Origin of the sequence: Streptomyces sp. WM6378 (assembly GCF_001279695.1) — a bacterium.
Taxonomy (GTDB): Bacteria; Actinomycetota; Actinomycetes; order Streptomycetales; family Streptomycetaceae; genus Streptomyces.
This window is the reverse complement of sequence record NZ_LGDD01000328.1, coordinates 232,926-256,362: the sequence shown is the minus strand read 5'-3', so window position 1 is coordinate 256,362 and position 23,437 is coordinate 232,926. Positions and strand designations below refer to the sequence as shown.

Below are 23,437 nucleotides of genomic sequence, written 5' to 3'. Positions count from 1 at the left end.
CCCCCCAGCCCCCCAGTCGTGACGTCGTAGTTCGGGCTCTCTACTCGGGCGTCAGTCGCGGTACCGAGTCGCTGGTCTTTCAAGGGCGGGTTCCCGTCAGTCAGTACGCGGCCATGCGTGCGCCGTTCCAAGAGGGCGACTTTCCCGGGCCGGTCAAGTACGGGTATCTCAATGTCGGCCGGGTGGAGGCCGGGCCGGCGGAGCTTGTCGGGCAGACCGTGTTCAGTCTCTTTCCGCATCAGACCCGATTCCGCGTCCCGGTCGGCGCGGTCACGCCCGTTCCCGACGGCGTGCCCGCCGAGCGTGCCGTGCTGGCCGGGGTCGTCGAGACCGCGCTCAATGCGCTCTGGGACGCCCCGCCCCGGATCGGCGACCGGATCGCCGTCGTGGGGGCGGGCCTCGTCGGATGCTCTGTGGCCGCTCTTCTCGCCCGGTTCCCCGGAGTCCGGGTCCAGCTCGTCGACGTCGACCCGAGCCGCGCGTCAGTCGCCGCCACCCTCGGCGTCGACTTCGCCCTCCCCCCGCAGGCCACCGGCGACCGCGACCTCGTCTTTCATGCCAGCGCCACCCAGGACGGGCTCCGGCGGTCCCTTGAGCTCCTCGCTCCCGAAGGGGACGTCGTCGATCTGAGTTGGTACGGGGACCAGCAAGTCACCCTGCCGCTCGGGGAGTTCTTCCACTCCCGGCGGCTTTCGCTGCGCAGCAGCCAGGTCGGTTCCGTCTCGCCGGAGCGGCGCGGGCGGTACACCCCCGCCGACCGGCTCTCACTCGCGCTCGACCTCCTGCGGGACCCGGTCTTCGATCATCTGATCACCGGCGAGTCCGATTTCGATGAACTGCCGCGAGTCATGGCCGGCATCGCCGCTGGCAGGCTGCCCGGGCTCTGCCATCGCATCCGCTACGGCCCCCGCTGATCCCCAGCCGCAGCCCCTGGGCTGAGCGCAGGCCCACGCGCAGTGCGGCGCCGTCGGCGGCGGCCCGCCCTGGCTGATGCTCCGCCCCTCCGTTTCCGTTGACCCCGCCGGGGCGATCCCCTGCCCCCAAATTCAGCAATTCCTCACCCCCCCCTTCGGAGAAGCCATGTTCAGCGTCACCGTCCGCGATCACCTCATGGTCGCCCACAGCTTCCACGGCGAAGTCTTCGGGCCCGCGCAGAAGTTGCACGGAGCGACCTACCTCGTCGACGCGACCTTTCAGCGGCCCGAGTTGGACGGCGACAACCTCGTCATCGACATGGGCCTCGCGGCGGAGGCGGTGCGTGAGATCGTCGGCGGCCTTTCCTATCGGAACCTCGACGACGACCCCGACTTCGCCGGTACCAACACCACCACCGAGTTCCTCGCCAAGGTCATCGCCGATCGTCTTGCCGTCCGCATCCACGACGGCGCGCTGGGCCACGGCGCCCGCGGGCTGACCGGGATCGGTGTGCGGCTGCACGAATCGCACATCGCCTGGGCCGACTACCACCGCTCCCTCTGACCGTGGCCACCCGCCCGTACGTCGTGCTGTCGGCGGCCGTCTCCGTCGACGGCCGCCTCGACGACACCGCCCGCGATCGGCTCGTACTGTCCAATCGGAGAGACCTGGATCGGGTCGATGGTGAACGCGCTGCCGCTGACGCCATTCTCGTCGGCGCCAACACCCTGCGTAAGGACAACTCCCGGCTGCTGATTGCTAGTTCGGCCCTTCGCGCTCGGCGCATCGCTGCCCGGAAGCCCGAGCATCCGCTCAAGGTCACCGTCACCCGGTCCGCCGATCTCCGTACTGATCTCGCCTTCTGGCACTGCGGAGGCGCAAAGCTCGTCTTCACCCTCGACGGTGCGCTGGGCCGGGCCCGCCGCACCCTGGGGGCGTTCGCCGATGTCGTCAGCGCCGGGGCCGTGCTCGACTGGGGGCGCCTGCTCGACGAGCTCGGGCGGCGCGGGGTGGGGCGACTGCTCGTGGAAGGGGGCGGGGACGTGCACACCCAGCTCCTCGCGCTGGATCTGGTCGACGAACTTCATCTCGTACTCGCTCCGTTGCTCGTCGGAGAGGCCGGCGCGCCCGCGTTCCTCGGCCCGGCGCCGTATCCCGGTGGCCCCACGGCCCGGATGAAACTCCTCGAAGCGCGGCCCATCGACGATGTCGTCCTGCTGCGCTACGCCCCGAAGGTCCGCTCGTAGAAACCGGCCGAAGTCACCCTTCCCAGCGTGCAGTTGACCAGCTCTAGGTATGCTCGGTGCGCACATGGCCGGGTGGTTTCGGGTGAGGCGGGGGCTGAGGGTGGACGACGCGGTGGAGCTGGCGGACATGATCGCTCAGCTGCGGAGCGAGCTGAGCCGGGCCATGGCGGACGGGGACGGCGAAGGGATCCGGTTCCAGGCCGAGTCGCTCGAACTCGAACTCACCGTGGGGGTCGAGCGGAGCCGGGAGCCGGGGGCCAAGGTGCGGTTCTGGGTGTTCGACGTCAAGCATTCCGCGCGCTCCGCGAACACGGCCACCCAGCGGATCAAGCTCACCCTCCAGCCGGTGCGCGCCGAGGCGCCCGAGCGCCCCGCGCTGATCTCGGGCGCCGAGCTGTTCGATGAGAGCTGAGCCCTCGGCCGACGGGCCTGGGCTCGACCCGCACCGGATCGCCGAGATCATCGTCGAGACCGGCGGCGGCAGGCGACGCGGTTCCGGCTACCGGATACGCGCCGACACCGTCCTCACCGCCGCCCATGTGGTCGTTGACGCAACCGGCGTGGTCGTACGGTTCGATGCCGACCGGGAGGGTGAATGGTCCGGTCCGGCCGCTGTTGCCTGGGCGGATACGGATACCGACCTCGCCGTGCTGAGTGTCGTGCCACCGGAGACGGCGCCCGAGGCCGTCGGGCCCGTCCGGTTCGGGCGGATCCCCGACGACCGGCACGGTGTGATCGACGTGCACGCCCTCGGGTTCCCGCTGTGGAAGCGCCGCAGCCGCTCCGACCGTACGTCCTTCCGCGAGCTGCACCAGGCGGACGGGACCGTCGCGGCGCTGTCCAACCTCCGCACCGGCACGCTGGAGGTGACCGTCGCACCGGCCGGCGCCGACCCGGACCCGGGTACGTCTCCGTGGGCCGGCATGTCCGGCGCCGCGGTGTGGGCCGGCAGCCGCATCATCGGGGTGGTCGCCGAGCACCACCGCTCGGAGGGGCCGGGTCGGCTCACCGCCGTCCGCCTGGACCACGCGCTGCACGGGCTCGGCCCGGCGGACCGTGCGGAGCTCGTCCGGCTGCTCGGGCTGCCCGAGCCCCTGCCTCTCGCCGTGCCCGGGGAATCGCCCGGGGACGTGCGGGTGGTCGGCGTCCCCGTCGCGTACGGCATCGAGCTGTTCAAGAACCGGGCCAGTGAACGCGACGCGATCGCGCGGCACTTGAGCGATCCCGCGATCCGCATGGTGGTCATCACCGGGCCGCGCGGCATCGGCAAGAGCGCGCTCGCCGCGAAGGTCATGGACCTGCTCGACCGGGGTGTGTGGCCGGGCACCGCCCAAGGGCCGCTGCCGTCCGGCCTGGTCAACCTCTCCACCCGTACGTCCGGGATTTCGCTGGAGCGCCTCTATTTCGACTGTGCCCGGCTGCTCGGGCCCGAGCGCCTCGCCGAGTTGCGCGAGGTCTGGAACGCGGGCGGGACCACGCAGGAGCGGCTCGCCGAACTGCTCACGGCGATGGGCGAGCGGCTGATCGTCATCCTCATGGACAACCTGGAGGACCTGCTCGACGACGACGGCAGCGTCGCCGACGACGAACTCGCAGCCATCCTGGACTGGCTGTTCCGGGCCCGATCGACGCCGCGGCTCCTGGTCACCAGCCAGGTACCGGTGCGCCTCGCGCCCGAACTGCGGCGCTTCGCCGCGCACGTCGAACTGTCCGAGGGGCTTGGCCCCGCCGAGGCGGCGGCGCTCCTTCGCGAACTCGACCGGGACGGCTCGCTCGGCATCGCGGACCTGTCCGACGACGAACTGCTGCAAGCCGTCGTCCGTGTACACGGCGTACCGCGCGCGCTGGAACTGCTCGTCGGCGCGCTCGCCGACGACACGGTGCTCCTGCCAAGGCTGCAAGACGTGCTGAAGGACTTCACCCGGCGCCACGACGTCGTCGCCGACCTCGCCCAGGACCGCTACAAACGGCTGGACGAACGGGCGCACGCGGTCCTCGGTGTCCTCGCCGCGCTGCGTACGCCCGTGGCGCAGGGCGCGCTCGAAGAGATCCTGGCCGGCCTCGACGCGGGGCTGCCCGCGGCCGCGGTCCTCACCTCCCTCGTCCGCATGCACCTGGTCTCCGTGGACCGGGCGCACCGCACCTTCGCCCTGCACCCGCTGGACGCGGAGATCGCCTACGGACGGATGCCGCAGGACGGACCTCACAGGAGACAGGCAGTGGAACGAGAGATCGCATCCTGGTACGGGCGCCGGGCCCGGCCGCGCGGCACCTGGCGGACGCTGGAGGACATCGAGCCGCAGCGCCGTCGGTTCGACCACCTCGTACGCTCCGAGGACTTCGACGATGCCGCGCGGGTGCTGTGCGAGATCAGCGAGTGGCTGGTGTGGCACGGGTCGGTGCTCGCCGCGGTCTCGATGCACCTCGCCGTCGAGGGCCGCATCCGCGACGAGCGAGTACGTCTCGCCCATGCCGTCGCCTACGGGCACGCCCGGCTCAGCGCGGGCCCGATGGAGCAGGCGGCCGAACTGTTCACCGAGGCGGCGGCCCTCGCCGAACGCCTCGGCGACCGGCCCGCGCTCCAGAACGCACTGTTCGGGCTCGGCGACACCCACCGCCAGCTCGGCGACCAGAGAGCCACCGTCCAACCCCTCACCCGGGCAGCCGAGTTGGCCCGCGAACTCGGCGACACCGAGCGGGAGGTGCACGCGCTGCTCTCCCTCAGCCTCGCGCACAGCTACCTGGGGGACGGCGAGAGCGCGCTGACGGGAGCCACTCGACTGACCGAACTGGCCGCCGCCGACGGCAACTTGCTCACGATCGCCCGGGCCGGCAACGCGCGCACGATCGCCCTCCTCACGCTCGGCCGCTGGCAGGAGACCGCCGAGGCGGGCGAGGAGACGGCCCGCGCCTACCGGGCCGCCGACAGCCAGGAGGCGATCGCGTACGCCCTCAACGCGCGGGGCCTCGCCCTCCTGGCCCTGGACGACCCGGCACGGGCGGCGTCGGTCCTGGAGGAGGCCCGCCACGAGGCCTCGCTGATGGAGAACCCCCGTGCGGAGGGCGTCTGCCTGCTGAACCTGGCCTGGGCGTACTGGTGCGGCGCCCGCTACGACCAGTGCGCCACGACGGCGGACCGCGCCTCGGCCGCCCTGGACATCGCGGGCGCCGCCCAGGCGGAAGCGGCCAGGGCCTTGGCAGCGGCGGCCCGGTCGCTGCCCGACGCACCGGGGGCGGCGGCCGAAGCGCTGCGTCGTGCGGCGGCGGCGCTGGACGGGAACGTGGAGGTCGTCTCGCCGGGGTGGGTGTTGGAGCGGGCTCGGGGGCTGGCGGGCGGGCTTTAAGCGCGCTTCCTCTTCGGCTTCGCCTCGGCGGCTTCCGTCGCGGGCTCAGGGTCCCCGGCCCCCGCCGCCGCATCCTCCGCCACAGCCGCCAGGATCGTGTCCACGTTCACGTGGAGGTCGAACGGGGCCAGTTCGAAGTACTTCAGGGCCTTGCCGTCCTCGCTCAGCTCCAGGCTGCCGATCACCAGGCCGGCCTTTTCCAGGCGTTCCAGGTGCATGTAGAGGAGGGGGCGGGACATGCCGAGGCGGCGGGCCAGTTCGCTGACGTACATGCGGCCCTCGGAGAGTTCGGCCACCACCCTCAGTCGCTGGGCGTGGCCGACCGCGGCAAGTACCGCCAGAAGCTCCTCGCTGGTCATGGCCCACCTCTAGCAAAATCCCGGAAACCTGTAGGCCGAGACTTTCCCATGGCATGAACGGCTGTCAAACGTTCGTACCGGCCGACAGGGAGCCGGCGAGGGCGGCAGTACGGGAGGCGGGTACTGATACCGCGGTCAGCAGGAGGTCTGGCGATGCCAGCCAGTGGCCCTCAAGGCAGGTGGCTTCCGGGTGGTCGGGGAGGATCTCCGCCCGGAAGGTGCCGTCGGCCGGGTGCAGGGTCACCCTGATGTCGTGCAGGCTCCTCGGTCGGATGCCGCCCGCTCGGGCGCCCGGGGACCACGCCTTGAACGCCGCCTCCTTCGCGGAGAAGAGCAGGCGGTCCCAGCAGACCGTTCCGCCCAGGCCCGCGAGGGCGGCCCGCTCCTCCGGGCGGGCCACCGCGCTCACTACGCCCTCCCTCAGCGGGCGGTGCGGTTCCGCGTCTATGCCCAGGGCCCGTACGGCGGTGCGGTGGGCGACCACCGCCGCGCGGTAGCCGCGGCAGTGGGTCATGCTGCCCACGATCCCCGTCGGCCAGCCCGGGGCGCCCCCCTCGTCGGGCAGGAGGGGGGCCGGGGGCACGCCCAGTTCCTTCAGGGCCAGGCGGGCGCAGTGCCGCACCGTCGTGAACTCCCGGCGGCGGCCCGCGCCCACCCCCGCCAGCAACGCCCGCTCCTGCGGGAAGAGGCCCTCCCCGTCCGGAGTGTCGCCGAACTGTTCCGATGCGGCGGCCGAGAGCGGGAGCAGCTTCTCGATCAAGAGGCGGCCGGGTCCTGCCCGGCCCCGCGCAAGGCTGCCACCACGTCCTGCGCCACCTCCGCCACGCTCGGCCTGTCGAGCAGTACCGCCCTGTCGATCACCACCCCGCAGCGGTCACCCAGCTCGCTCGTCAGCCAGGTGCTGGTCATCGAGTCGATTCCGTAGGCGCTGAGCGGTACGTCGCGGTCGATCAGGTCGAGCTCCAAGTCGAGCAGTTCCGCCAGGAGTTGGGACAGCTGGTCCGCCACCTGTCGCTCCGTCACCGTCACCGATACGGTCCCTTGCTCGCTCATGCCGAGTGTTTCCTCTCTTCGCGGACGGGTGCGCCGGGTGCGCTCGACCACTGGGCCAGCAGCGGCAGCCGGCCCGCCCGGACTTCCTTCGCGCAGTCCCGGCGGCGGGTCTTGCCGCTGGTCGTGCGGGGTACCTGGTTGCGGGCCACCGCGAAGACGCTCACCGGGGCGGGCAGCGCCCTGGCGACCGCGATGCCCGCGGCCCGTACCGCGCGGGCGAGCACCTCCGGGTCCCGCTCGGTCGTCTCGACCACCACCGCGACGCCCGGCGCCGACTCGTCCAGCGGCCACGCCGCTGCCCGCTGGTGCGTGAAGGCCTCGTGCGCGGCGCCGGCCACCGCCTCGATGTCCTGCGGGAAGTAGTTCTCACCGCCCACCACCAGGACGTCTTTGAGGCGGCCCGTGATGAACAGTTCGCCGTCGTCCAGGCAGCCCAGATCCCCGGTGCGTACGTACGACCGGCCTTCCAGACGCGCCCCGAACACCTGCGCCGACTCCGCGTCCCGGCCCCAGTACCCCTGGCAGTTCCCAGGACCCGACACCCAGATCTCGCCCACCGCACCCGCGGGCAGCACGCGGTGCGTCGCCGCGTCGACGATGCGGATCCGCACCCCGGGCAGCGGCGTGCCGCAGCCGACCAGCTCGACCGCGCTGTCCGGCGACGCGGCCGGTATGGCCGTGCCCCGGGCCAGCGCGTCCCGGTCGTAGCGGCGGACGGGGGAGTCGTACAACGGGCGGCCGAGCGTCACGCTCAGGGTGCACTCCGCGAGGCCGTACCCCGGCGAGAACACCTCCGGACGGAAGAAGGAGGGGCGAAACGCGTCCGCGAACCTGCGTAGGGTGTCCGCCCGCACCGGCTCCGCCCCGTTCGCGGCCACCCGCCACGTGGACAGGTCGACCCGGCGCCGCTCCTGAGCCGGAATCCGCCGCACACACAGCTCGTACGCGAAGTCCGGCGCGGCGGCGAAGACGTCCTCCTCGGCCTCGATCGCGCGCAGCCACACCATCGGATCCCGGACGAACGTCGAGGGCTCCATCGTGACGGCCGCCGCCCCCGACACGAGCGGCAGGACCACGCCCGTGCACAGCCCCATGTCGTGGAAGAACGGCAGCCAACTCACCACCGTCGTACCGGAGTCGAGCTCGCAGCGGTCGCGCAGCGCCACCTGGTTGGCCACCAGATTGCCGTGCCGGACGACCACTCCCCGGGGGTCGCTCGTCGAGCCGGAGGTGTACTGGAGGAGGGCGACCGCCTGCGCGTCGAGTGCGCAGGGGGCGGGCGGTACGTCCTCGTCGGTCGATGACCGCGACACCGTGATCACGGCCGGTCCTGGCCGGCCCTGGAGGGACTCCTGAGGCGTCGACACCAGGACCGCGACCGGGTCGCAGTCCTCTCGGATCACCGCGAGCCGGTCCGCGCGGCCGGTCGTGCCCGTGCCCGTGCGCAACGGCGGTACGGGTACCGCGATCCGCCCGGCGTACAGGCAGGCCAGGAAGCCGACGGGGAAGTCGAGGCCGGGCAGTGCCGGGACGACGACCCGGTCGCCGGGGCCGCCCACCTTTCCCAGCGCGGCGGCCGTGGCGCGGACCCGGCCCAGGAGTTCGGCCGCGGTCAGCTGCCCGAGCCGCTCGCCCCGTTGGCCGAGGGCGGTGAACACGGGCCGGGCCGCGTCCGGCCCCGAGGCGCGGAGCAGCAGGGCCTCCACGACGGTTGCCGGGTCCGGCAGTCGGGTGGGAAACGCGGGAAGGGCCAAACTGGTCACAAGGGCCACGGTCTCGCTCCTCTCAGTTCACGCGGCTCGGGCGTACGTCCCGGGCGAGCCACTCCCGGAATGCGGGCAGGTTCGGCAGGATCACCGTCGAGCAGGCGAGGACCGCGAGGTTCTGGCACATGGCGGTGATGGACACGACGGTGCGGCCCGCCCGGTACGCGGACAGCATCTCGGCGGCCGTCCCCATGCTCGGCTCGTGGCCGGGCAGCCAGGCCACGCAGACGTCGCTGGTCGCGGCGAGGCGGGTCAGGTGGTGGAACATCTCGGTGAGCGCGAGGAGTTCGGGGGCCAGCTCGCTGCGGTGGACGGCCGGGAGTTCGCTGAGCGCGGCGTGGGCGGCGCGCACGTCCCCCTGGCACTCCGCCTCCCACTGGGCCATCAGTGCCCCGGGGTCGTGGATGACGGCGTCCGGCCGGCCATCGAGGATCGTCGAGGTCAGCGCCGCGCGGTAGGACTGGTCGACCAGGTTGGAGCCGGTCCTGGCGCCCTGCATGGTGCCCGCGAGGAAGAAGGAGGGGGCGGCGGGCGCGGTGGTCATTCGTCCTCCAGGCAGTAGTCGGCCAGTTCGAGCCCGGCGGGCGCGGCCGCCCGGTGCAGCGCGGCCGCCTCCAGGAGGAACTCGTACACATCGGTGGGGTGTACGGAGATGGCGTCCGCGACCAGTTCGCTGTCGCGGCCGAACCCCGCCGTGCCGTGGCGGGACACCTCGCCCTGGTTGTTCTTGCTGATGAGCTGATTGGTCGTCAAATCTGGTGCGGCCAAGGGGAGTACGAGCTCGGCGAGCCGTCGCGACGTCGGATGGAGCACCCGCACCGACACGCTGTGCTGTTCCGGGTGCAGCAATCGTGGGCGTATCCAGTCGGGGGCCGGCGGCACGGTGGTGAGGAGCCGGTCGGTGCGCAGCAGGAACGAGCGCGAAATGACGTTGTGGCCCCGACGGGGGCTGAAGCGGAGGTAGTTGAGGCGGATCGAGTCGTCGTCGAGCCGCCACCGCACGCGCACGCCGCTCGGTGCGGGGGAGCCGTCGGCGCGGGCCCGGTACGGATAGGCGTCGGCCGCAAGGTCGACCACGCCGGCCCGCGCGTCAGCCCGGTCGAGGCGCAGGGGGTGGACGTGCAGGAGGTACGGATCGAGCACGGTGATGCCGTCGGCGTGGCGGTGGACCACTGCGACGTGGCGGCCGTCGATCCGGTACGTCACGCTCCGGCCGGCCATGTCCGACACCAGGCACCCGGTCTCGAAGGACTGCCAGACGCAGGACCCGCCGAACGCGCGCGGCACGCGGCCCGTGCCGAAGTACTCGTGCAGCTGGGACCCGCTGTTGTACGGAAACGAGACGAGGACCTCGTCCAGGACGAGGTCCTCGATCCCTCGGAGCGACCGCTCGACGGTCGCCGCCGATCCCTCGGCGCTGATCACGCTCATCCCGGCCTCCGCATCGGCTCACTGATCGTGGCGGCGGATCGCCCCTGTGGCGGCGACCCCGTGACGATGGTTGCGTCGGCCACTGACAGCGAGCTGACGGTCGGCCGGCCTCCCCGGGAGGGACGGGGGAGGGGCCCGGGGAGGGGAGACGTCAGACGCCGGACCGGCGGGGGATGTCCGGTCCGGCGTCCGTCTGGGACCCGGTGGCTAGCGGTGGCTGTGCACCACGACTAGCGGTGGCTGTGCGCCGCCGGGTAGTAGGGCGGCGGCGCGTCGGCCGCCGGGGTCGGCACCGCGTGCTGCTGGGCGCGGCGCATCTTGCGGGACGGCCACCAGCTCGCGTTGCCGAGCAGCATCAGGACCGAGGGCAGGATCATGACCCGGATGATGAAGGCGTCCAGGAGGACCGCCACCGCCAGGCTGAAGCCGATCTGCTTCATCTCCGCCAGGTGCAGGAACATGAAGCTCGCGAACACCGTCACCATCACGACCGCCGCGCTGGTGACCACCTTGGCCGAGTGGCCGATCCCGTCGATCACCGCCTGCCGGGTGGGCACTCCCTTCAGCGCCGCCTCCTTGATCCGGCTGACGACGAAGACCTGGTAGTCCATCGAGAGGCCGAACAGGATCACGAAGAGGAAGAGCGGTACGCGGGAGCCGATCGCGTGGGTGGCGCTGGGTTCGAAGCCGAACACCGTCGAGGCCAGGCCCCATTGGAAGAAGACGACCACGAGCCCGAACGATGCTCCGACGGACAGCAGGTTCAGCAGTACGCCGAGCGCGGCGATGGTCGCCGAGCCGAAGACGAACAGGGTCAGGACGAAGGTCAGCAGGAGCAGGAACCCGACGACGATGGGCAGCTTGTCGTTCTGGTGGGCGAGATAGTCGGCGTCCTGGGCGACGGGGCCGCTCACCGCGAACTCGGCGCCCTTCACCTTCCCGAGCGTCTCCGGGAGGAATTTCTCGCGCAGTTCCGTCAGTGAGTCATGTGCTTGCGGCGAGCTGAGGTTGAAGGGGACGGACAGGGTCATGACGCTGATCCGGCCGTCCGGCGTGGTCTGCAGTTTGGGCGGCTTCTTGGAGAACATCGGGTCGGCCTGGGCCTTGGCGGCCAGGTCCTTCAGGGCCGACTGCACCTCGGTCTTCTCGCCGGGGTCGTTGTCGCGCACCATCACCCAGTGCTCGGCCAGCAGGTCGGGGAAGGCGTCGTTGAGGCGGTCGTACATCTTCAGCTCCGGGATGGCCCGGGACTGGGTGGCCAGGTTCAGGACCCGCAGGTGCATGCCGAACGCGGGGACCGCGAGGCCGAACATCACGAGCACCGAGATCAGCAGGGTGGCCACCGGGCGGTTCTTGGCGGGCTTCAGGAGCGCCGTCCACACCCGGCCGGTCTCCTCGGACTTGTGCCGCTTGACCCGCTTGCCGCGCGCCACCGCCTTGGCGGCCTTGCGGTCCAGGCGCCGGCCGATCAGGACCAGGAGCGCGGGCAGCGCGGTCATCGAGCTGAGCACGGCGACCAGGACGACCACGATGGTGGCGACGGCGAGCGAGGTGAAGACGATGTCGGTGGCGAGGAAGAGGGTGGCGGTGGAGAGGGCGACCGCCAGGCCGGAGACGACGATCGCCCGGCCCGAGGTCGCGGCGGCGATCCCCACCAGTGCTTCGGGGCTGAGCCGGCCGTTCGCGTGGGCCCGTTCCTCCCTCTCCCGCTTGAGGTAGAAGAGCGTGTAGTCGACGCCGACCGCCATGCCGATCAGCAGGATGACGCTCTTGCCGACACCCGCGTCCGGCACCAGGTGCGAGATCAGCTGGGACAGGCCCATGGCGGCGCCGATCGAGGAGACCGCGAGCAGCAGCGGCACGCCGACCATGATCAGTGATCCGAACACGACGAGCAGCGTGATCAGGGTGATCGGGAAGGTGATCGTCTCCGAGGTGGAGAGGTCGTCGTCGCGCGACTTGTCCAGGCCCATCTCGACCGAGGCGTCGCCGGACTCCTCGACGCGCAGGTCGGGGTTCTTCTTCTGGACCTCGGCGGTCTGGTCGAGCAGCGGCTGGATGTGCTTCTGGGCCTCAAGTCGCAGGCCCTTCATGGTCACTTCGACCATGAGCATCTTGCCGTTGGCCGAGCGCACCGGCGCGGCGACGTTCTCGACCTCGGGCAGCTGCTTCATGCGGGCCGCGACGTCCGCGGCGGCGCTCCGGGCGTTCGCGCCGGGCGCGGCACCGGACTTGTCGGTGATCATGATCCGCTCGGCGGACTTGTGCTGGAGGTTGCCCTCGGTGGCGATCGACTCGGCGCGGCCGGCCTCGCCCACCCAGTAGTCCTTGTCACCGGCGTCCACTGTGCCGACCGCGCCGCCGATGACCAGGCAGAGGGCGACAAAGACGAACCAACCGAGGATGGCCCGTCCCGGGTGCAGGGCACTCCAGCTCGCCACCTTCACGGTGAGTGGCTGTTTCTTCACTGAACCCAGCTCCTTACGGTAGTCACCTCTACCCAACGGGTGTAAGTCGAGAATTACATGTGGTGCTGTGGACCGTCAACCCCGATCCGGCAGGCGGTCGGATTCAGGTGCCCGGTGGACATGAAGCGGCCCCCGCCACCTGTGGGGAAGGTGACGGGGGCCGCCAAAAACCTCTGGGCGTACGGAATTTGACGGTGCGTCATGAGCGAGCCCGGCCGGGCATCAGCTCGCCCGGACCGGGTCGTACTCCAGCGCGTGAGCCCCGTACAGGGCGCTCACCCAGTTGCTCTGGTAGATCGAATCGAGGTAGCGCTCGCCCAGATCCGGGGAGATCGCCACCGCCGTGCACGGCCTGCCGTCCCGGTTCTCGGCGAGCCAGGCGACCGCGCCGGAGATGACCGTGCCGGTGGATCCGCCGAACAGGAAGCCGCCGGCGGCCAGTTGGTGGGCGATCCGGATCGTGTCGATCTCCGGTACGTGCACCACGTCGTCCACGAACGACGTGTCGAGCAGCTGTGGCCGCACGCCGGAGCCCAGGCCCGGGATCATCCGTGGCGCCGGTGGACAGCCGAACGTGACCGAGCCGACGGAGTCGACGGCGACCACGGTGACCGGACGGCCCGAGTCCTTGAAGTACCGGGCACATCCCATCAGGGTTCCGGTGGTGCCGGCGCCCACGAACAGGACGTCGAGATCCGGGAAGCGTTCGGCGATGGCCGGCGCCGTACTGCGGTAGTGCGCCTGCCAGTTGCAGGGGTTGGCGTACTGGTTGAGCCACAGATGTCGGCCGTCGGACGCGCACAGCTTGCGTACGTAGTCGAGCCTGGCGCCGAGGAAACCGCCCTCGGGGTCGGGCTCGGTGATGGTGTGCACCTGGGCGCCCATCGCTTCCATCAACCGTCTGGTGTTCAGGTTGCAGCGGGTGTCCGTGACGCACAGGAACTGGTAGCCCCGGCTTGCCGCGATCATGCTCAGGGCGACGCCGAGGTTCCCCGACGAGGACTCGACGATGATCGAGTCCCGGGTCAGGCGCCCCCTGCGCTCGGCGTCGGCGACCATCGCCCGCGCCGCCTTCAGCTTGATCGACCCGGCGAAGTTGAAGCCCTCGCACTTCAGGTACAGCGGAGCGTCCAGAACGGACCGCAGGTCCACGTAGAGGTCCTCCGTGTGGAAGTCCTCCGGGACGGAGATCACCGGCACTTGGGCCCCCTCTCCTCAGGCACGGCTGCTGGTCGCGCCTGCGCGCCCATACCGGTCCACCTCGTGGAAGAAGCCGTCGATGACGTTGAGCTCGCCGCTGTCGAGCACCCGGTCGTACACGAACTTGCCGACCGCGAGGTCCAGGACCCCGAGGCCGAACGGCGAGAACACCACCGGGCGGTCGGTGGGGATCTCCACCTTCCCCGCCATCACCTCGGCGAGCGTCCCGTCGATGAACTCCCGTGACCCGGTGAGCTGTTCGGTCAGATGGGGCGAGGTGTCGGCCTTGAGGCAGTGCTCGATGTCGTCGACCACGTTCGCCGAGGCCAGCAGGATCTCGGGAGCCAGATCGCGCAGCGAGACGTTCAGGACCACCGGGTTGTGCGCGAACCAGGCCGGCTCGTGGACGTGCGGGGCCGCCGCCACGGTCGCGAAGACCACCAGGTCCGAGGAGCGGATCAGCTCCTCGGCGCTGTCGTGCACGGTGATCCGGCCGCTCTCGCCGGCGCCTTCCAGGTACGAGCTGAACCCGCCCGCGTACTCGGCGTTCAGGTCGTGCACGCCCACCTCGTCGAAGGTCCAGCCGGCCCCCGCGAGGTAGGTGTGGATGTGCCGGGCGATGAAGCCCGTACCGATGAAGCCGACCCTGCGCGGGCGGGTGCGTCCGCGCGAGAGCCAGTCGGCGCCGAGCGCCGCGGAGGCCGCCGTGCGCGCGGCGCTGATGATCGAGCTCTCCAGGCACGCGAGCGGATAGCCCGTGTCGTGGTCGTTGAGCACCAGGACCGCGGAGGCGCGGGGGATGCCCGCGGCCACGTTCTCCGGGAAACTGGAGATCCACTTCAGCCCGTCGACCCGGGTCTCACCGCCGATGGAAGCGGGCAGCGCGATGATCCGGGCGGTGGGGCGGTCCGGAAAGCGCAGGAAATACGACGGTGGGTTGACCGTGTCGCCCTCGCCGTGCACCCGGTATGCGGCCTCCACCAGATCAATGGTGTGTTGCTCATGGCCGGTGAGAATGCGGTGGACCTGCGAGCCAGGGATCACGGCGAACGGCGGAACAAGTTCTTCCTTTGTCATCCAAATCTCCATTGCAGCGGGCGGGCGGAGCGATTCCCACCCGGTAACCCCGCGTTTCATGCTCCTTGGCGGCGCTGACAGTGGGCTGACGCCCCATTGGATGCCCGCAGAACCGGCCGAAACGGGCGCCAACTGGCCGTCCGGTCAGCCCCACCTGCGCCTTTCGGCCATCGCTTAATGATCTGTGCGCCGATTTGACCGCCGCCTAGTGTCCTTTCTCGGTGGCGCCACCCGACCAGTTTCAGACAATGGGCCGGAGCCACTGGCGAAACTCGTGGAGCTACCGAACAGGAGTCACCAGTGCTCAACAAAGTCGTGATCGTGGGTGGCGGCACAGCCGGTTGGATGACGGCCTCGTACCTCAAGGCCGCGTTCGGAGACCGAATAAACGTGACCCTCGTGGAGTCCGGGCACGTCGGCGCGGTCGGCGTGGGCGAGGCCACCTTCAGCGACATCCGGCACTTCTTCGAGTTCCTCGGACTCAAGGAGAAGGACTGGATGCCGGCCTGCAACGCCACGTACAAGCTCGCCGTGCGGTTCGAGAACTGGCGCGAGAAGGGCCACTACTTCTACCACCCCTTCGAGCAGATGCGCTCGGTCAACGGCTTCCCGCTGACCGACTGGTGGCTCCAGCAGGGGCCGACGGACCGGTTCGACAAGGACTGCTTCGTCATGGCCTCGGTCATCGACGCCGGGCTCAGCCCGCGCCGCCTCGACGGCACGCTCATCGACCAGCCCTTCGACGAGGGCGCGGACGAGATGCAGGGCCTGACGATGTCCGAGCACCAGGGGAAGACCCAGTTCCCCTACGCCTACCAGTTCGAGGCCGCGCTGCTCGCCAAGTACCTGACGAAGTACTCGGTGGAACGCGGCGTCAAGCACATCATCGACGACGTGAAGCAGGTCAACCTGGACGACCGCGGCTGGATCAGCGGCGTCACCACCGCCGAGCACGGCGACATCAGCGGCGACCTGTACATCGACTGCACCGGATTCCGCGCGCTGCTCATCAACAAGGCGCTCGACGAGCCGTTCATCTCCTACGCGGACACGCTGCCCAACGACAGCGCGGTCGCCCTCCAGGTCCCGATGGACATGGAGAAGCGCGGCATCATGCCCTGCACCACCGCCACCGCGCAGGACGCCGGCTGGATCTGGACGATTCCGCTGATGGGCCGGGTCGGCACCGGCTACGTCTACGCCAAGGACTACCTCTCGCCCGAGGACGCCGAGCGCACCCTGCGCGAGTTCGTCGGCCCCGCGGCGGCCGACGTCAGCGCGAACCACATCAAGATGCGGATCGGTCGCAGCCGCAATTCGTGGGTCAACAACTGCGTGGCCGTGGGACTTTCCAGCGGATTCGTCGAGCCGCTCGAATCCACCGGAATCTTCTTCATTCACCACGCCATCGAGCAGATCGCGAAGAACTTCCCGAACGAGGACTGGAACCCCAACCAGCGCGTCCTCTACAACCGGTCCATCGCCCACGTCATGGACGGAATCCGCGAATTCCTGGTCCTGCACTACGTCGCGGCCAAGCGGCAGGACACCCAGTACTGGCGCGACACCAAGACCCGGGCCATTCCCGACTCGCTCGCCGAGCGCCTGGAGATGTGGAAGACCCAGGTTCCCGACTCCGAGAGCATCTTCCCCTATTACCACGGGCTTCCCGCCTACTCGTACATGTGCGTTCTGCTCGGTATGGGCGGAATCGAGATGAAGCCGTCGCCCGCGCTCGCACTGTCCGATCCCTCCGCCGCCGAGCGGGAGTTCGCGGCGATCCGCGACAAGACCCGGCGGTTGACCGAGACGCTGCCCAAGGCCTACGAGTACTTCGCCCAGCACCACTGAGCGGGCGACGGGGGACCGCGAAATGGAAACGCTGAGGCTTCTCGGTGATGCGCCGCGCCTGGCGCACACATCGGTGGCGCTCGCCGTCATCCTGCTGATCGCCCTGGCGGGCCGGGCCCTCGCCAGGACGCTGCGCCAGCCCGAGGTCATCGGGGAGATCGTGGTGGGGCTGCTCTCCGGGCCCGCCGTGATCGCCCTGTTCGGGCGGGACACTCTGGACGCGATGCTGCCGGGGCCCGTGTTCGACGTGGTCAAGCTGGTCTCCCAGGCCGGTCTCGTCCTGTTCCTGGTCGGCCTCGCCCACAGGCTGGGGGCCGAATCCGGCGGGCCGCCGCGCCGAGGCACGCTGTGGGTGGCGGCCGGGGCGCTGCTCCCGCCGCTGCTGACCGGCCTGCTCCTGGCCGGTCTGGTCCTGGTCACCGACGACAGCGCGGCGCGCGGCAGCGCCCCGCTCCCGGCCTTCGTTCTGATGGTCGCGGTGTCGATGTCGATCACCGCCGTACCCGTCATGGCCCGGATCCTGGCGGACCGGGGCATGACGCGATCGGCCGCCGGGCAGACCGCGTTGGCGGCGGCCATCGTCATCGACGCGGTCGGCTGGCTGCTGCTCACCCTCGCCATCAGCCTCGGCAAGGGAAGCCTGGAAGGCTCGCTGCACTCGGTCCGGGCGCTCGCGTTCGGCGCGGTGTGCGCCCTTGCCGTCCGCTACGGGCTGCGCACCCGGGCCGCCCGGAACGCCTGCGTACGGATGCCGCGCACCGCGGCGGTGGTCCTCGGCGCGGCGGCCCTCACGGTCGCGCTCGCCATGGAACACCTGGGGATGACGGCGATCCTCGGCGCGGCGCTGGTCGGCCTGTCGATCCCGGGGGACGAGAACGCGCCCTGGGAGCGTGCGGTGACCTCGGTCTCGCGGGCGGGGAGCGTCCTTGCCCCGGCGTTCTTCGTGGTCACCGGGATCACCGTGCTCACCGGCTCGTTCTCCGACACCTCGTGGCTGCTGATCGCCTCGGCCGTCGTGCTCGCCTGCGTGGGCAAGGGGCTCGGCGGCTATCTGGGGGCGCGCCGGAGCGGGCGGCCGCCCGGGACGGCACGCAGGATCGCCGTCCTCATGAACACCCGTGGGCTGACCGAACTCATCGTCATCCAGGCCGGGTTGAGCTCCGGAATCCTGACCGGCCCCCTCGTCCTCGCGCTGATCGTCATGGCGCTGACGACGACGGCCATGACGGGCCCGCTCCTGAATCTCCTCGACCGGGGGGAGCGCCGCCTCACCACCGGGGCGTTTGCCGTAGCGACAGAAAGCAGTGTCCGATGACCGAACGCGCCATGAACGTAGAAGAGGTGGCCGACCCGGCGACGCCCGACCGCTTCCGCGCGATGATGAGCGGCTTCCCCACCGGCGTCGGGGTGGTCACCACCACCGGTCACGACGGGGCGCCGCGGGGCATGACGTGTTCCTCGGTGTGCAGCGTCACGCTCAGCCCACCCACCCTCCTGGTCTGCCTGCGCGACGGCAGCCCGACCCTCGAAGCGATCCTGGAGCGGGGCACCTTCGCGGTGAACCTGCTGCACGAAGGGGCCCAGGAGACGGCCGAGCTGTTCGCCTCCGGCAACCCGGACCGCTTCCGCATGGTCCCGTGGGAGCAGGAGGCGGACTCGGGCGGGCCGCACCTGGTCCGTGACGCGCACACCGTCGCCGACTGCGACGTGGTCGCCCTGCACCGCACCGGAGACCACGTCACCGTCTTCGGCGAGGCGCGCCTCATCACGGGGCGGCACGGCCTGCCCCCGCTGTTGTACGGGCTGCGCCAGTTCCGTGCCTGGTCCCAACTCTGACCGTCCCACCACCGATCCGAACAGCGCCACAGGTCCGTCCCTGCTCCGAGGGCCGGACCTTCGCGCATGCCCGCACACTCACGGCCGAGGGGGTACCAGACTGCCGAGACTTACCCTTGACCGCATGTCCCGCCATATGTAAGTCTCAACTTACAGGCTTCGGGGGTTCGGAGAGGGTGAGCCATGACGAGCGACGACCTGCTGGCAGTTCTCGCCGCGGTGGGCCACCGGCAACGGCTCCGCGCCATGGCCGAACTCGCCGGCGGACGGCTGTACGTCAGCGAGCTGGCGCGCCGCCTGGGGATGTCCCGGCCGCTGCTCTACATGCATTTGGAACGCCTGGAGAAGGCCGACTTGGTGGTCAGCAACCTGGAACTCTCCCCGGACGGCAAGGCGCTGAAGTACTTCGAGCTCGCGCCGTTCGACCTGCACGTGAACATCGCCACGATCGTCGGGGCCATGGCCCAGGACACGGAAGGGCCCGTCAACATGAAGAAGGGGACCGCGGCATGACCGGCGCCGTCATCACCATCACCATCACCCTGCTCGTCGTGGGCGGGATCACGGGCAGCGTCGTCGCCTACTTCCGGCTGCTGCGGCACCGCGCCGACGCCGTCGCCATGGCCGAATTCCGCAAACTGGCCGAGGAGTTGCCCGTCGTACAGCAGGCCCTCCAGAGCCAGCTGGGCGCGCTCGACGAGCGGATGAAGTCGATCGAGAACCTGCTGCGGAGCGTCGGATGATCGCGCTCAGGCCCGGCCGCAAGCTGCCCGTGCGGAGCAGCCCGGTACGCATGCTGTGCTCGGCCGCACCCTGGCGCGCGACGGGCTACCTCGCCAGTTACCTCTTCGCGGGCCCGGCCCTGTTCGCCGTCGCGGCCCTCGCCGTGGTGCTCGGCCTCGTCTTCATGCAGCTCACCGTCACGGTGGCGCTCACCGTCGGCTCGGCCTGGGTGATCCGCTGCCTGGCCCAGGTCGAGCGCGGCCGCGCCGTCCTGGTCGACGAACCGGTCCCGTACGCCTACCAGGAGGCCACGCAGCCCGGTCTGGTCGGCCAGCTCAAGGCCCGCTGCGGGGACCCGGTGACCTTCCGGGACATCGCCTGCCTGGTCCTGATGTTCCCCTTCCTCCTGCTGCTCGACCTGCTCGCGCTCACGGTGTGGCTGGTCCTGCTCGCCGGCGTCTCGCTGCCGCTGTGGTTCTGGGCCGTCAACTCCCGCCAGGCGGACGGTAGTTCGGCCAATGGGGTCTGGATCGGCGGGCCCGACGACGGCGACCCCGGGTTCCGGATCGACAGCTGGCCCGCCGCCCTGATCGTCGCGGCCGTCTGCCTCGCCCTCGTCCTGTACGCCTCCTACCTCGTGGTCGCGGCGGCCCGGCTGCACCTGACCGTCGCCCACACCCTGCTCCGCCCGCCGCCCGACCCGCTCGCGCGGGCCAAGCGGATCCTCACCGAGCCCGGCCCCCTGGCGCTCGTATCCACGAGCCCGCCGCCCGGGCTCTCCCTCAGCGAAGGACACAGCTCATGACGGGGACGCCGAGCCCGCAGTTCCATCAGGACGTCGTACGCCTCGAATCCGTACGCAAGGTGTACGGCGGCTCCAAGAACCGGGTCGCGGCCCTCGACGGGGTGACCATCGGCCTGCCGCGCGGCACCTTCACCGCGGTGATGGGCCCCTCCGGGTCAGGCAAGTCCACCTTCCTGCACTGCGCGGCCGGCCTCGACCGGCCGACCTCGGGCACGGTGCTGCTCGACGGGGTGGACCTCTCGCCGCTCAAGGAGCGGGAGTTGACGAAGTTACGCCGGGAGCGGATCGGCTTCATCTTCCAGGCGTTCAACCTGCTCCCCGCGCTGAGCGTGCTCGACAACGTGTCCCTGCCGCTGCGGCTCGCGGGCCACCGGCCCAAGAAGGCCGCCGTGGAGGCGGTCCTGGAGCGCGTGGGCCTGGCGGAGCGCCGCAACAACCGGCCCGCCGAGCTCTCCGGCGGCCAGCAGCAGCGCGTCGCCATCGCCCGGGCGCTGATCACCAGGCCCGCGGTGATCTTCGGGGACGAGCCGACCGGCGCGCTCGACACCTACGCCGCCCGCGAGGTCCTGATGCTGCTGCGCGAGGCCGTCCGGGAGGCCGGGCAGACCATGGTCATGGTCACCCACGACCCGGTGGCCGCGTCCCACGCCGACCGGGTGCTCTTCCTCGCCGACGGACAGTTCGTCAGCCATCTGGATCGGCCGACCGCCGACCAGGTCGCCGAGCGCATGACGGGCCTTGGCGCATGGGGCCAGGACTCCGCCGCGGTCCGGGCCGGACACGGGGTGCCCCGATGATCCACATCGCGATCCGCACCCTGCGGTTCCACAAGGGCGGCTTCATCGCCTCGTTCATCGCGCTGTTCTTCGGCGCCGCGATCGTGATCGGCTGCGGCGGCCTCTTCGAGACGGGGCTGCGCAGCGCCGCGCCCCCCGGGCGGCTCGGCGCAGCGCCGATCGTCGTCACCGGCGACCAGTCCCACCCCGGCACGCACGGCGAGACCGTCTTCACCGAACGCGTCCACCTGGACGCCTCCCTCGCCGCCGCCATCAAGGCGGTGCCCGGCGTCGCCGAGGCCGTGCCGGACGTCTCCTTCGACGCCACGGTCGTGCGGGCCGGCGGCCCGGTCAAGGTCACCGGCCACGGCTGGTCCTCCGCCAGGCTCGCCCCGTACCGGATCACCGAGGGCAGCGCGCCCACCGGGCCCGGACAGGTCGTGCTCGACGCGCGGCTCGCCGCGAAGGCCGGGCTGAGCACCGGACAGGAGACCCAACTCCTCGTCCACGGCGGCGCCAAGAAGGTCAAGGTCTCCGGGATCGCCGCCGGCTCCGGTGAAGCCGACGCCGTCTTCCTCTCCGACCAGACGGCCGGGCAGGTCAGCGGCCGGCCCGACAAGCTCGACAACATCGGCGTGCTCACCGCGCCCGGAGCCGACCGCGGCCAGGTCGTCAGCGCCATCAAGAAGGCGGCCGAGGGCCGGCCGGTCTCCGTGCTGACCGGCGACAAGCGCGGCTGGGCCGAGAACCCGTCGATCATCACCGACGGCACCAAACTCGTCACCCTGGCCTCGGTGTTCGGCGGCCTGTCCGCGATGGTCACCGTGTTCGTGGTGTCCAGCACCACGGGCCTGTCCATCCAGCAGCGCCAGCGCGAGATGGCCCTGCTGCGGGCGATCGGCACCACACCCGGCCAGCTGCGCCGGCTCATCCTCGGCGAGACCCTGTTCATCGCCGCCATCGCCACCGGCCTCGCCTGCTACCCCGGCCCGCACGTCGGACGCTGGCTGCTCGAAGCGTTCGCCCGCGGCGACGTGGTGCCCGACACCCTGGCCTACCGGGCGGGCTGGATTCCCATGGTCACCGGCGTGGGCGCGGCCCTGCTCACCGCTCTTGGCGCGGCCTTCATCTCGGCCCGGGGCGCCGCCCGCACCCGGCCCACCGAAGCCCTCGCCGAGGCCTCCCTCCAGCGCAAGTGGGTCAGCGCCCCGCGACTGATCTTCGCGCTGCTCTTCCTCGGCGGCGGCACCGCGCTCGCCATCGTCACCGCGCACATGTCGGGCCCCATGGCTGGCAGTACGGCGACCCCCGCGGCGATGCTGTGGACGGCCGGGTTCGGACTGCTCGGCCCCGGTCTCGCCAAGGTGATCACGGCCGTACTCCACTGGCCGCTAAGGGCGTTCACAGGTCTGGCCGGTCGCCTGGCCACGCTCAACGCGAGGGCGCGGATCGGCCGGATGGCCGGAGCGGTCATGCCGGTCATGCTCGCCACCGGGCTCGCCACCGCGCTGATCTACCTCCAGACCACCCAGTCCAGCGGCTCCCAGCAGGCGTTCAGCGAGAACATGCGGGCCGACCTCGCGGTCACCTCCGTCTCCGGTGGTCTTCCGCTGTCCCTGGTGGACACCGTCCAGAAGCAGCCCGGCGTCGCCGCGGCCTCCGCCCAGATCTCCAGCCTCGGCTACCTGGAGCCCAAGACCCCGCCCTCGCAGTCCGAGATCGACGAGGGCGACTTCGAGCCCACCGAAATGCCCATGCAGGGCGTCACCTCCGAGGGCGTCACCGGCACCACCGCCTTCCGCGCCACCACCGGCAGCCTGGACGACCTGCACGGCGACACCGTCGCGCTGCCCGCCTCCGAGGCCGGCGGCTTCCACCTCGGCGACACGGTCCCGATGCGGCTCGGCGACGGCACGGAGGTCGGCCTCAAGCTGGTCGCCACCGTGGAGGCCCGGCGCGGTTACGAGACCGCGCTGCTCCCGGCCTCGCTCCTGGTCCAGCACACCGACGCCGGTCTGGTCCCGCAGATCACGGTGACCGCGAAGCCCGGGACGGACCCCGCCCAGTTGGAGCGCAGCCTGTCGACGCTGGCCGAGACGCACCCCGGGCTCAGCGTGCTGCCCCGGGCCAGGGTCAGCGCGGTGCACCAGAGCGAGGACGACACCCAGGCCTGGATGGCCTACCTGGTGCTCGGAGTGGTCGTCGCCTACGCGACCATCGCCCTGGTCAACACGCAGGTGCTCGCGACCACCGAGCGGCGCCGCGAGTTCATGCTGCAACGCCTCATCGGGGCGACCCGACGGCAGGTGCTGCGCATGATGACGGTCGAGGCGATCCTGGTCGCCGTGGCCGGGCTCGTGCTCGGGATCCTGGTCGCGGTCCTCACGCTGGTGCCGCTGAGCCTGAGCGTGCTCGGCTCGCCGGTGCCGGAGGGCTCGCCGTGGATCTTCGGCACGGTGGTCGCCGCCGCCTTCGCCCTGACCCTGGTCACCACCCTGCTCTCCGCGATGATCGTCCTGCGCAACCGGCCCCGCGGGGTCGTGGGAATCCGCGAGTGAGGACGCAAAGGAATCCCCCGGCCGCGGG

The 23,437-nt window shown here is 71.0% G+C and carries 22 protein-coding genes; 13 read left to right on the top strand and 9 right to left on the bottom strand.

The features are described from left to right. The 5 genes from ADK54_RS36175 to ADK54_RS48415 all read left to right on the top strand — a co-directional run. Window positions 1–914, top strand: a 914-nt coding sequence (locus ADK54_RS36175; protein ID WP_053730054.1) for a zinc-dependent alcohol dehydrogenase, incomplete at its 5' end; no start/stop codon positions are given. 166 nt (window positions 915–1,080) lie between these two features. Next, window positions 1,081–1,479, top strand: a complete 399-nt coding sequence (locus ADK54_RS36170; protein ID WP_053730034.1) for a 6-pyruvoyl trahydropterin synthase family protein — start codon at window positions 1,081–1,083, stop codon at window positions 1,477–1,479. Between the two features lie 2 nt (window positions 1,480–1,481). Next, window positions 1,482–2,162 (top strand): RibD family protein, encoded by a 681-nt coding sequence (locus ADK54_RS36165; protein WP_053730033.1) that lies wholly within the window; start codon window positions 1,482–1,484, stop codon window positions 2,160–2,162. Between the two features lie 64 nt (window positions 2,163–2,226). Then, window positions 2,227–2,574, top strand: a complete 348-nt coding sequence (locus ADK54_RS36160; protein WP_053730053.1) for a trypco2 family protein — start codon at window positions 2,227–2,229, stop codon at window positions 2,572–2,574. Then, window positions 2,564–5,506 carry a trypsin-like peptidase domain-containing protein gene (locus ADK54_RS48415; protein ID WP_053730032.1) on the top strand — a complete coding sequence of 981 codons (2,943 nt, stop codon included), beginning with the start codon at window positions 2,564–2,566 and terminating at the stop codon, window positions 5,504–5,506. Before ADK54_RS36160 ends, ADK54_RS48415 begins: the two co-directional genes overlap by 11 nt. Here the strand turns inward: ADK54_RS48415 and ADK54_RS36150 are convergent. From ADK54_RS36150 to sbnB, 9 genes are all read right to left on the bottom strand, one after another. Further along, a complete protein-coding gene (locus ADK54_RS36150) occupies window positions 5,503–5,865 on the bottom strand; it encodes an ArsR/SmtB family transcription factor (RefSeq protein ID WP_053730031.1) in 363 nt (120 codons plus the stop codon). The two genes, ADK54_RS48415 and ADK54_RS36150, sit on opposite strands and share 4 nt — an antisense overlap. Before the next feature lie 64 nt (window positions 5,866–5,929). Continuing rightward, window positions 5,930–6,625 carry a 4'-phosphopantetheinyl transferase family protein gene (locus ADK54_RS36145; protein ID WP_053730030.1) on the bottom strand — a complete coding sequence of 232 codons (696 nt, stop codon included), beginning with the start codon at window positions 6,623–6,625 and terminating at the stop codon, window positions 5,930–5,932. Further along, window positions 6,622–6,918 carry an acyl carrier protein gene (locus ADK54_RS36140; protein WP_053730029.1) on the bottom strand — a complete coding sequence of 99 codons (297 nt, stop codon included), beginning with the start codon at window positions 6,916–6,918 and terminating at the stop codon, window positions 6,622–6,624. The genes ADK54_RS36145 and ADK54_RS36140 overlap by 4 nt, the downstream gene beginning before the upstream one ends. Continuing rightward, window positions 6,915–8,690: a fatty acyl-AMP ligase gene (locus ADK54_RS36135; RefSeq protein ID WP_078966879.1), complete on the bottom strand. Its 1,776-nt coding sequence runs from the start codon at window positions 8,688–8,690 to the stop codon at window positions 6,915–6,917. Before ADK54_RS36135 ends, ADK54_RS36140 begins: the two co-directional genes overlap by 4 nt. 13 nt (window positions 8,691–8,703) lie before the next feature. Then, window positions 8,704–9,228 carry a hypothetical protein gene (locus ADK54_RS36130; RefSeq protein ID WP_053730027.1) on the bottom strand — a complete coding sequence of 175 codons (525 nt, stop codon included), beginning with the start codon at window positions 9,226–9,228 and terminating at the stop codon, window positions 8,704–8,706. After that, window positions 9,225–10,115 (bottom strand): hypothetical protein, encoded by an 891-nt coding sequence (locus ADK54_RS36125; protein ID WP_053730026.1) that lies wholly within the window; start codon window positions 10,113–10,115, stop codon window positions 9,225–9,227. Before ADK54_RS36125 ends, ADK54_RS36130 begins: the two co-directional genes overlap by 4 nt. A 230-nt stretch (window positions 10,116–10,345) precedes the next feature. After that, window positions 10,346–12,583, bottom strand: coding sequence for an MMPL family transporter (locus ADK54_RS36120; protein WP_053730025.1), 2,238 nt, complete (start codon window positions 12,581–12,583; stop codon window positions 10,346–10,348). A gap of 222 nt (window positions 12,584–12,805) precedes the next feature. Next, window positions 12,806–13,783, bottom strand: coding sequence for a 2,3-diaminopropionate biosynthesis protein SbnA (sbnA, locus tag ADK54_RS36115; RefSeq protein WP_053730024.1), 978 nt, complete (start codon window positions 13,781–13,783; stop codon window positions 12,806–12,808). A gap of 15 nt (window positions 13,784–13,798) precedes the next feature. Further along, entirely contained in the window at window positions 13,799–14,860 is a 1,062-nt protein-coding gene (gene sbnB, locus ADK54_RS36110; protein ID WP_053730023.1) for a 2,3-diaminopropionate biosynthesis protein SbnB, read from the bottom strand. A 300-nt stretch (window positions 14,861–15,160) separates the two neighbouring features. Here sbnB and ADK54_RS36105 point away from each other — a divergent pair, with 300 nt between their 5' ends. From ADK54_RS36105 to ADK54_RS36070, 8 genes are all read left to right on the top strand, one after another. Then, window positions 15,161–16,711: a tryptophan halogenase family protein gene (locus ADK54_RS36105; RefSeq protein ID WP_078966878.1), complete on the top strand. Its 1,551-nt coding sequence runs from the start codon at window positions 15,161–15,163 to the stop codon at window positions 16,709–16,711. Between the two features lie 22 nt (window positions 16,712–16,733). Further along, window positions 16,734–18,026 carry a cation:proton antiporter gene (locus tag ADK54_RS36100; protein ID WP_053730022.1) on the top strand — a complete coding sequence of 431 codons (1,293 nt, stop codon included), beginning with the start codon at window positions 16,734–16,736 and terminating at the stop codon, window positions 18,024–18,026. Then, the gene (locus tag ADK54_RS36095) at window positions 18,023–18,547 is read left to right on the top strand and encodes a flavin reductase family protein (RefSeq protein WP_053730021.1); all 525 of its coding nucleotides are present in this window, start codon (window positions 18,023–18,025) and stop codon (window positions 18,545–18,547) included. The genes ADK54_RS36100 and ADK54_RS36095 overlap by 4 nt, the downstream gene beginning before the upstream one ends. Before the next feature lie 183 nt (window positions 18,548–18,730). Next, window positions 18,731–19,060, top strand: coding sequence for an ArsR/SmtB family transcription factor (locus ADK54_RS36090; protein ID WP_053730020.1), 330 nt, complete (start codon window positions 18,731–18,733; stop codon window positions 19,058–19,060). Next, on the top strand, window positions 19,057–19,290 hold the full coding sequence (locus ADK54_RS36085) for a hypothetical protein (protein ID WP_053730019.1): 234 nt from the start codon (window positions 19,057–19,059) through the stop codon (window positions 19,288–19,290). Before ADK54_RS36090 ends, ADK54_RS36085 begins: the two co-directional genes overlap by 4 nt. Next, complete coding sequence (locus ADK54_RS36080; protein ID WP_053730018.1) at window positions 19,287–20,075, top strand: sensor domain-containing protein; 789 nt, start codon at window positions 19,287–19,289, stop codon at window positions 20,073–20,075. Before ADK54_RS36085 ends, ADK54_RS36080 begins: the two co-directional genes overlap by 4 nt. After that, window positions 20,072–20,872, top strand: a complete 801-nt coding sequence (locus ADK54_RS36075; protein WP_053730017.1) for an ABC transporter ATP-binding protein — start codon at window positions 20,072–20,074, stop codon at window positions 20,870–20,872. Before ADK54_RS36080 ends, ADK54_RS36075 begins: the two co-directional genes overlap by 4 nt. Next, window positions 20,869–23,409, top strand: a complete 2,541-nt coding sequence (locus tag ADK54_RS36070; RefSeq protein WP_053730016.1) for an FtsX-like permease family protein — start codon at window positions 20,869–20,871, stop codon at window positions 23,407–23,409. Before ADK54_RS36075 ends, ADK54_RS36070 begins: the two co-directional genes overlap by 4 nt. Window positions 23,410–23,437: the final 28 nt, after the last annotated feature.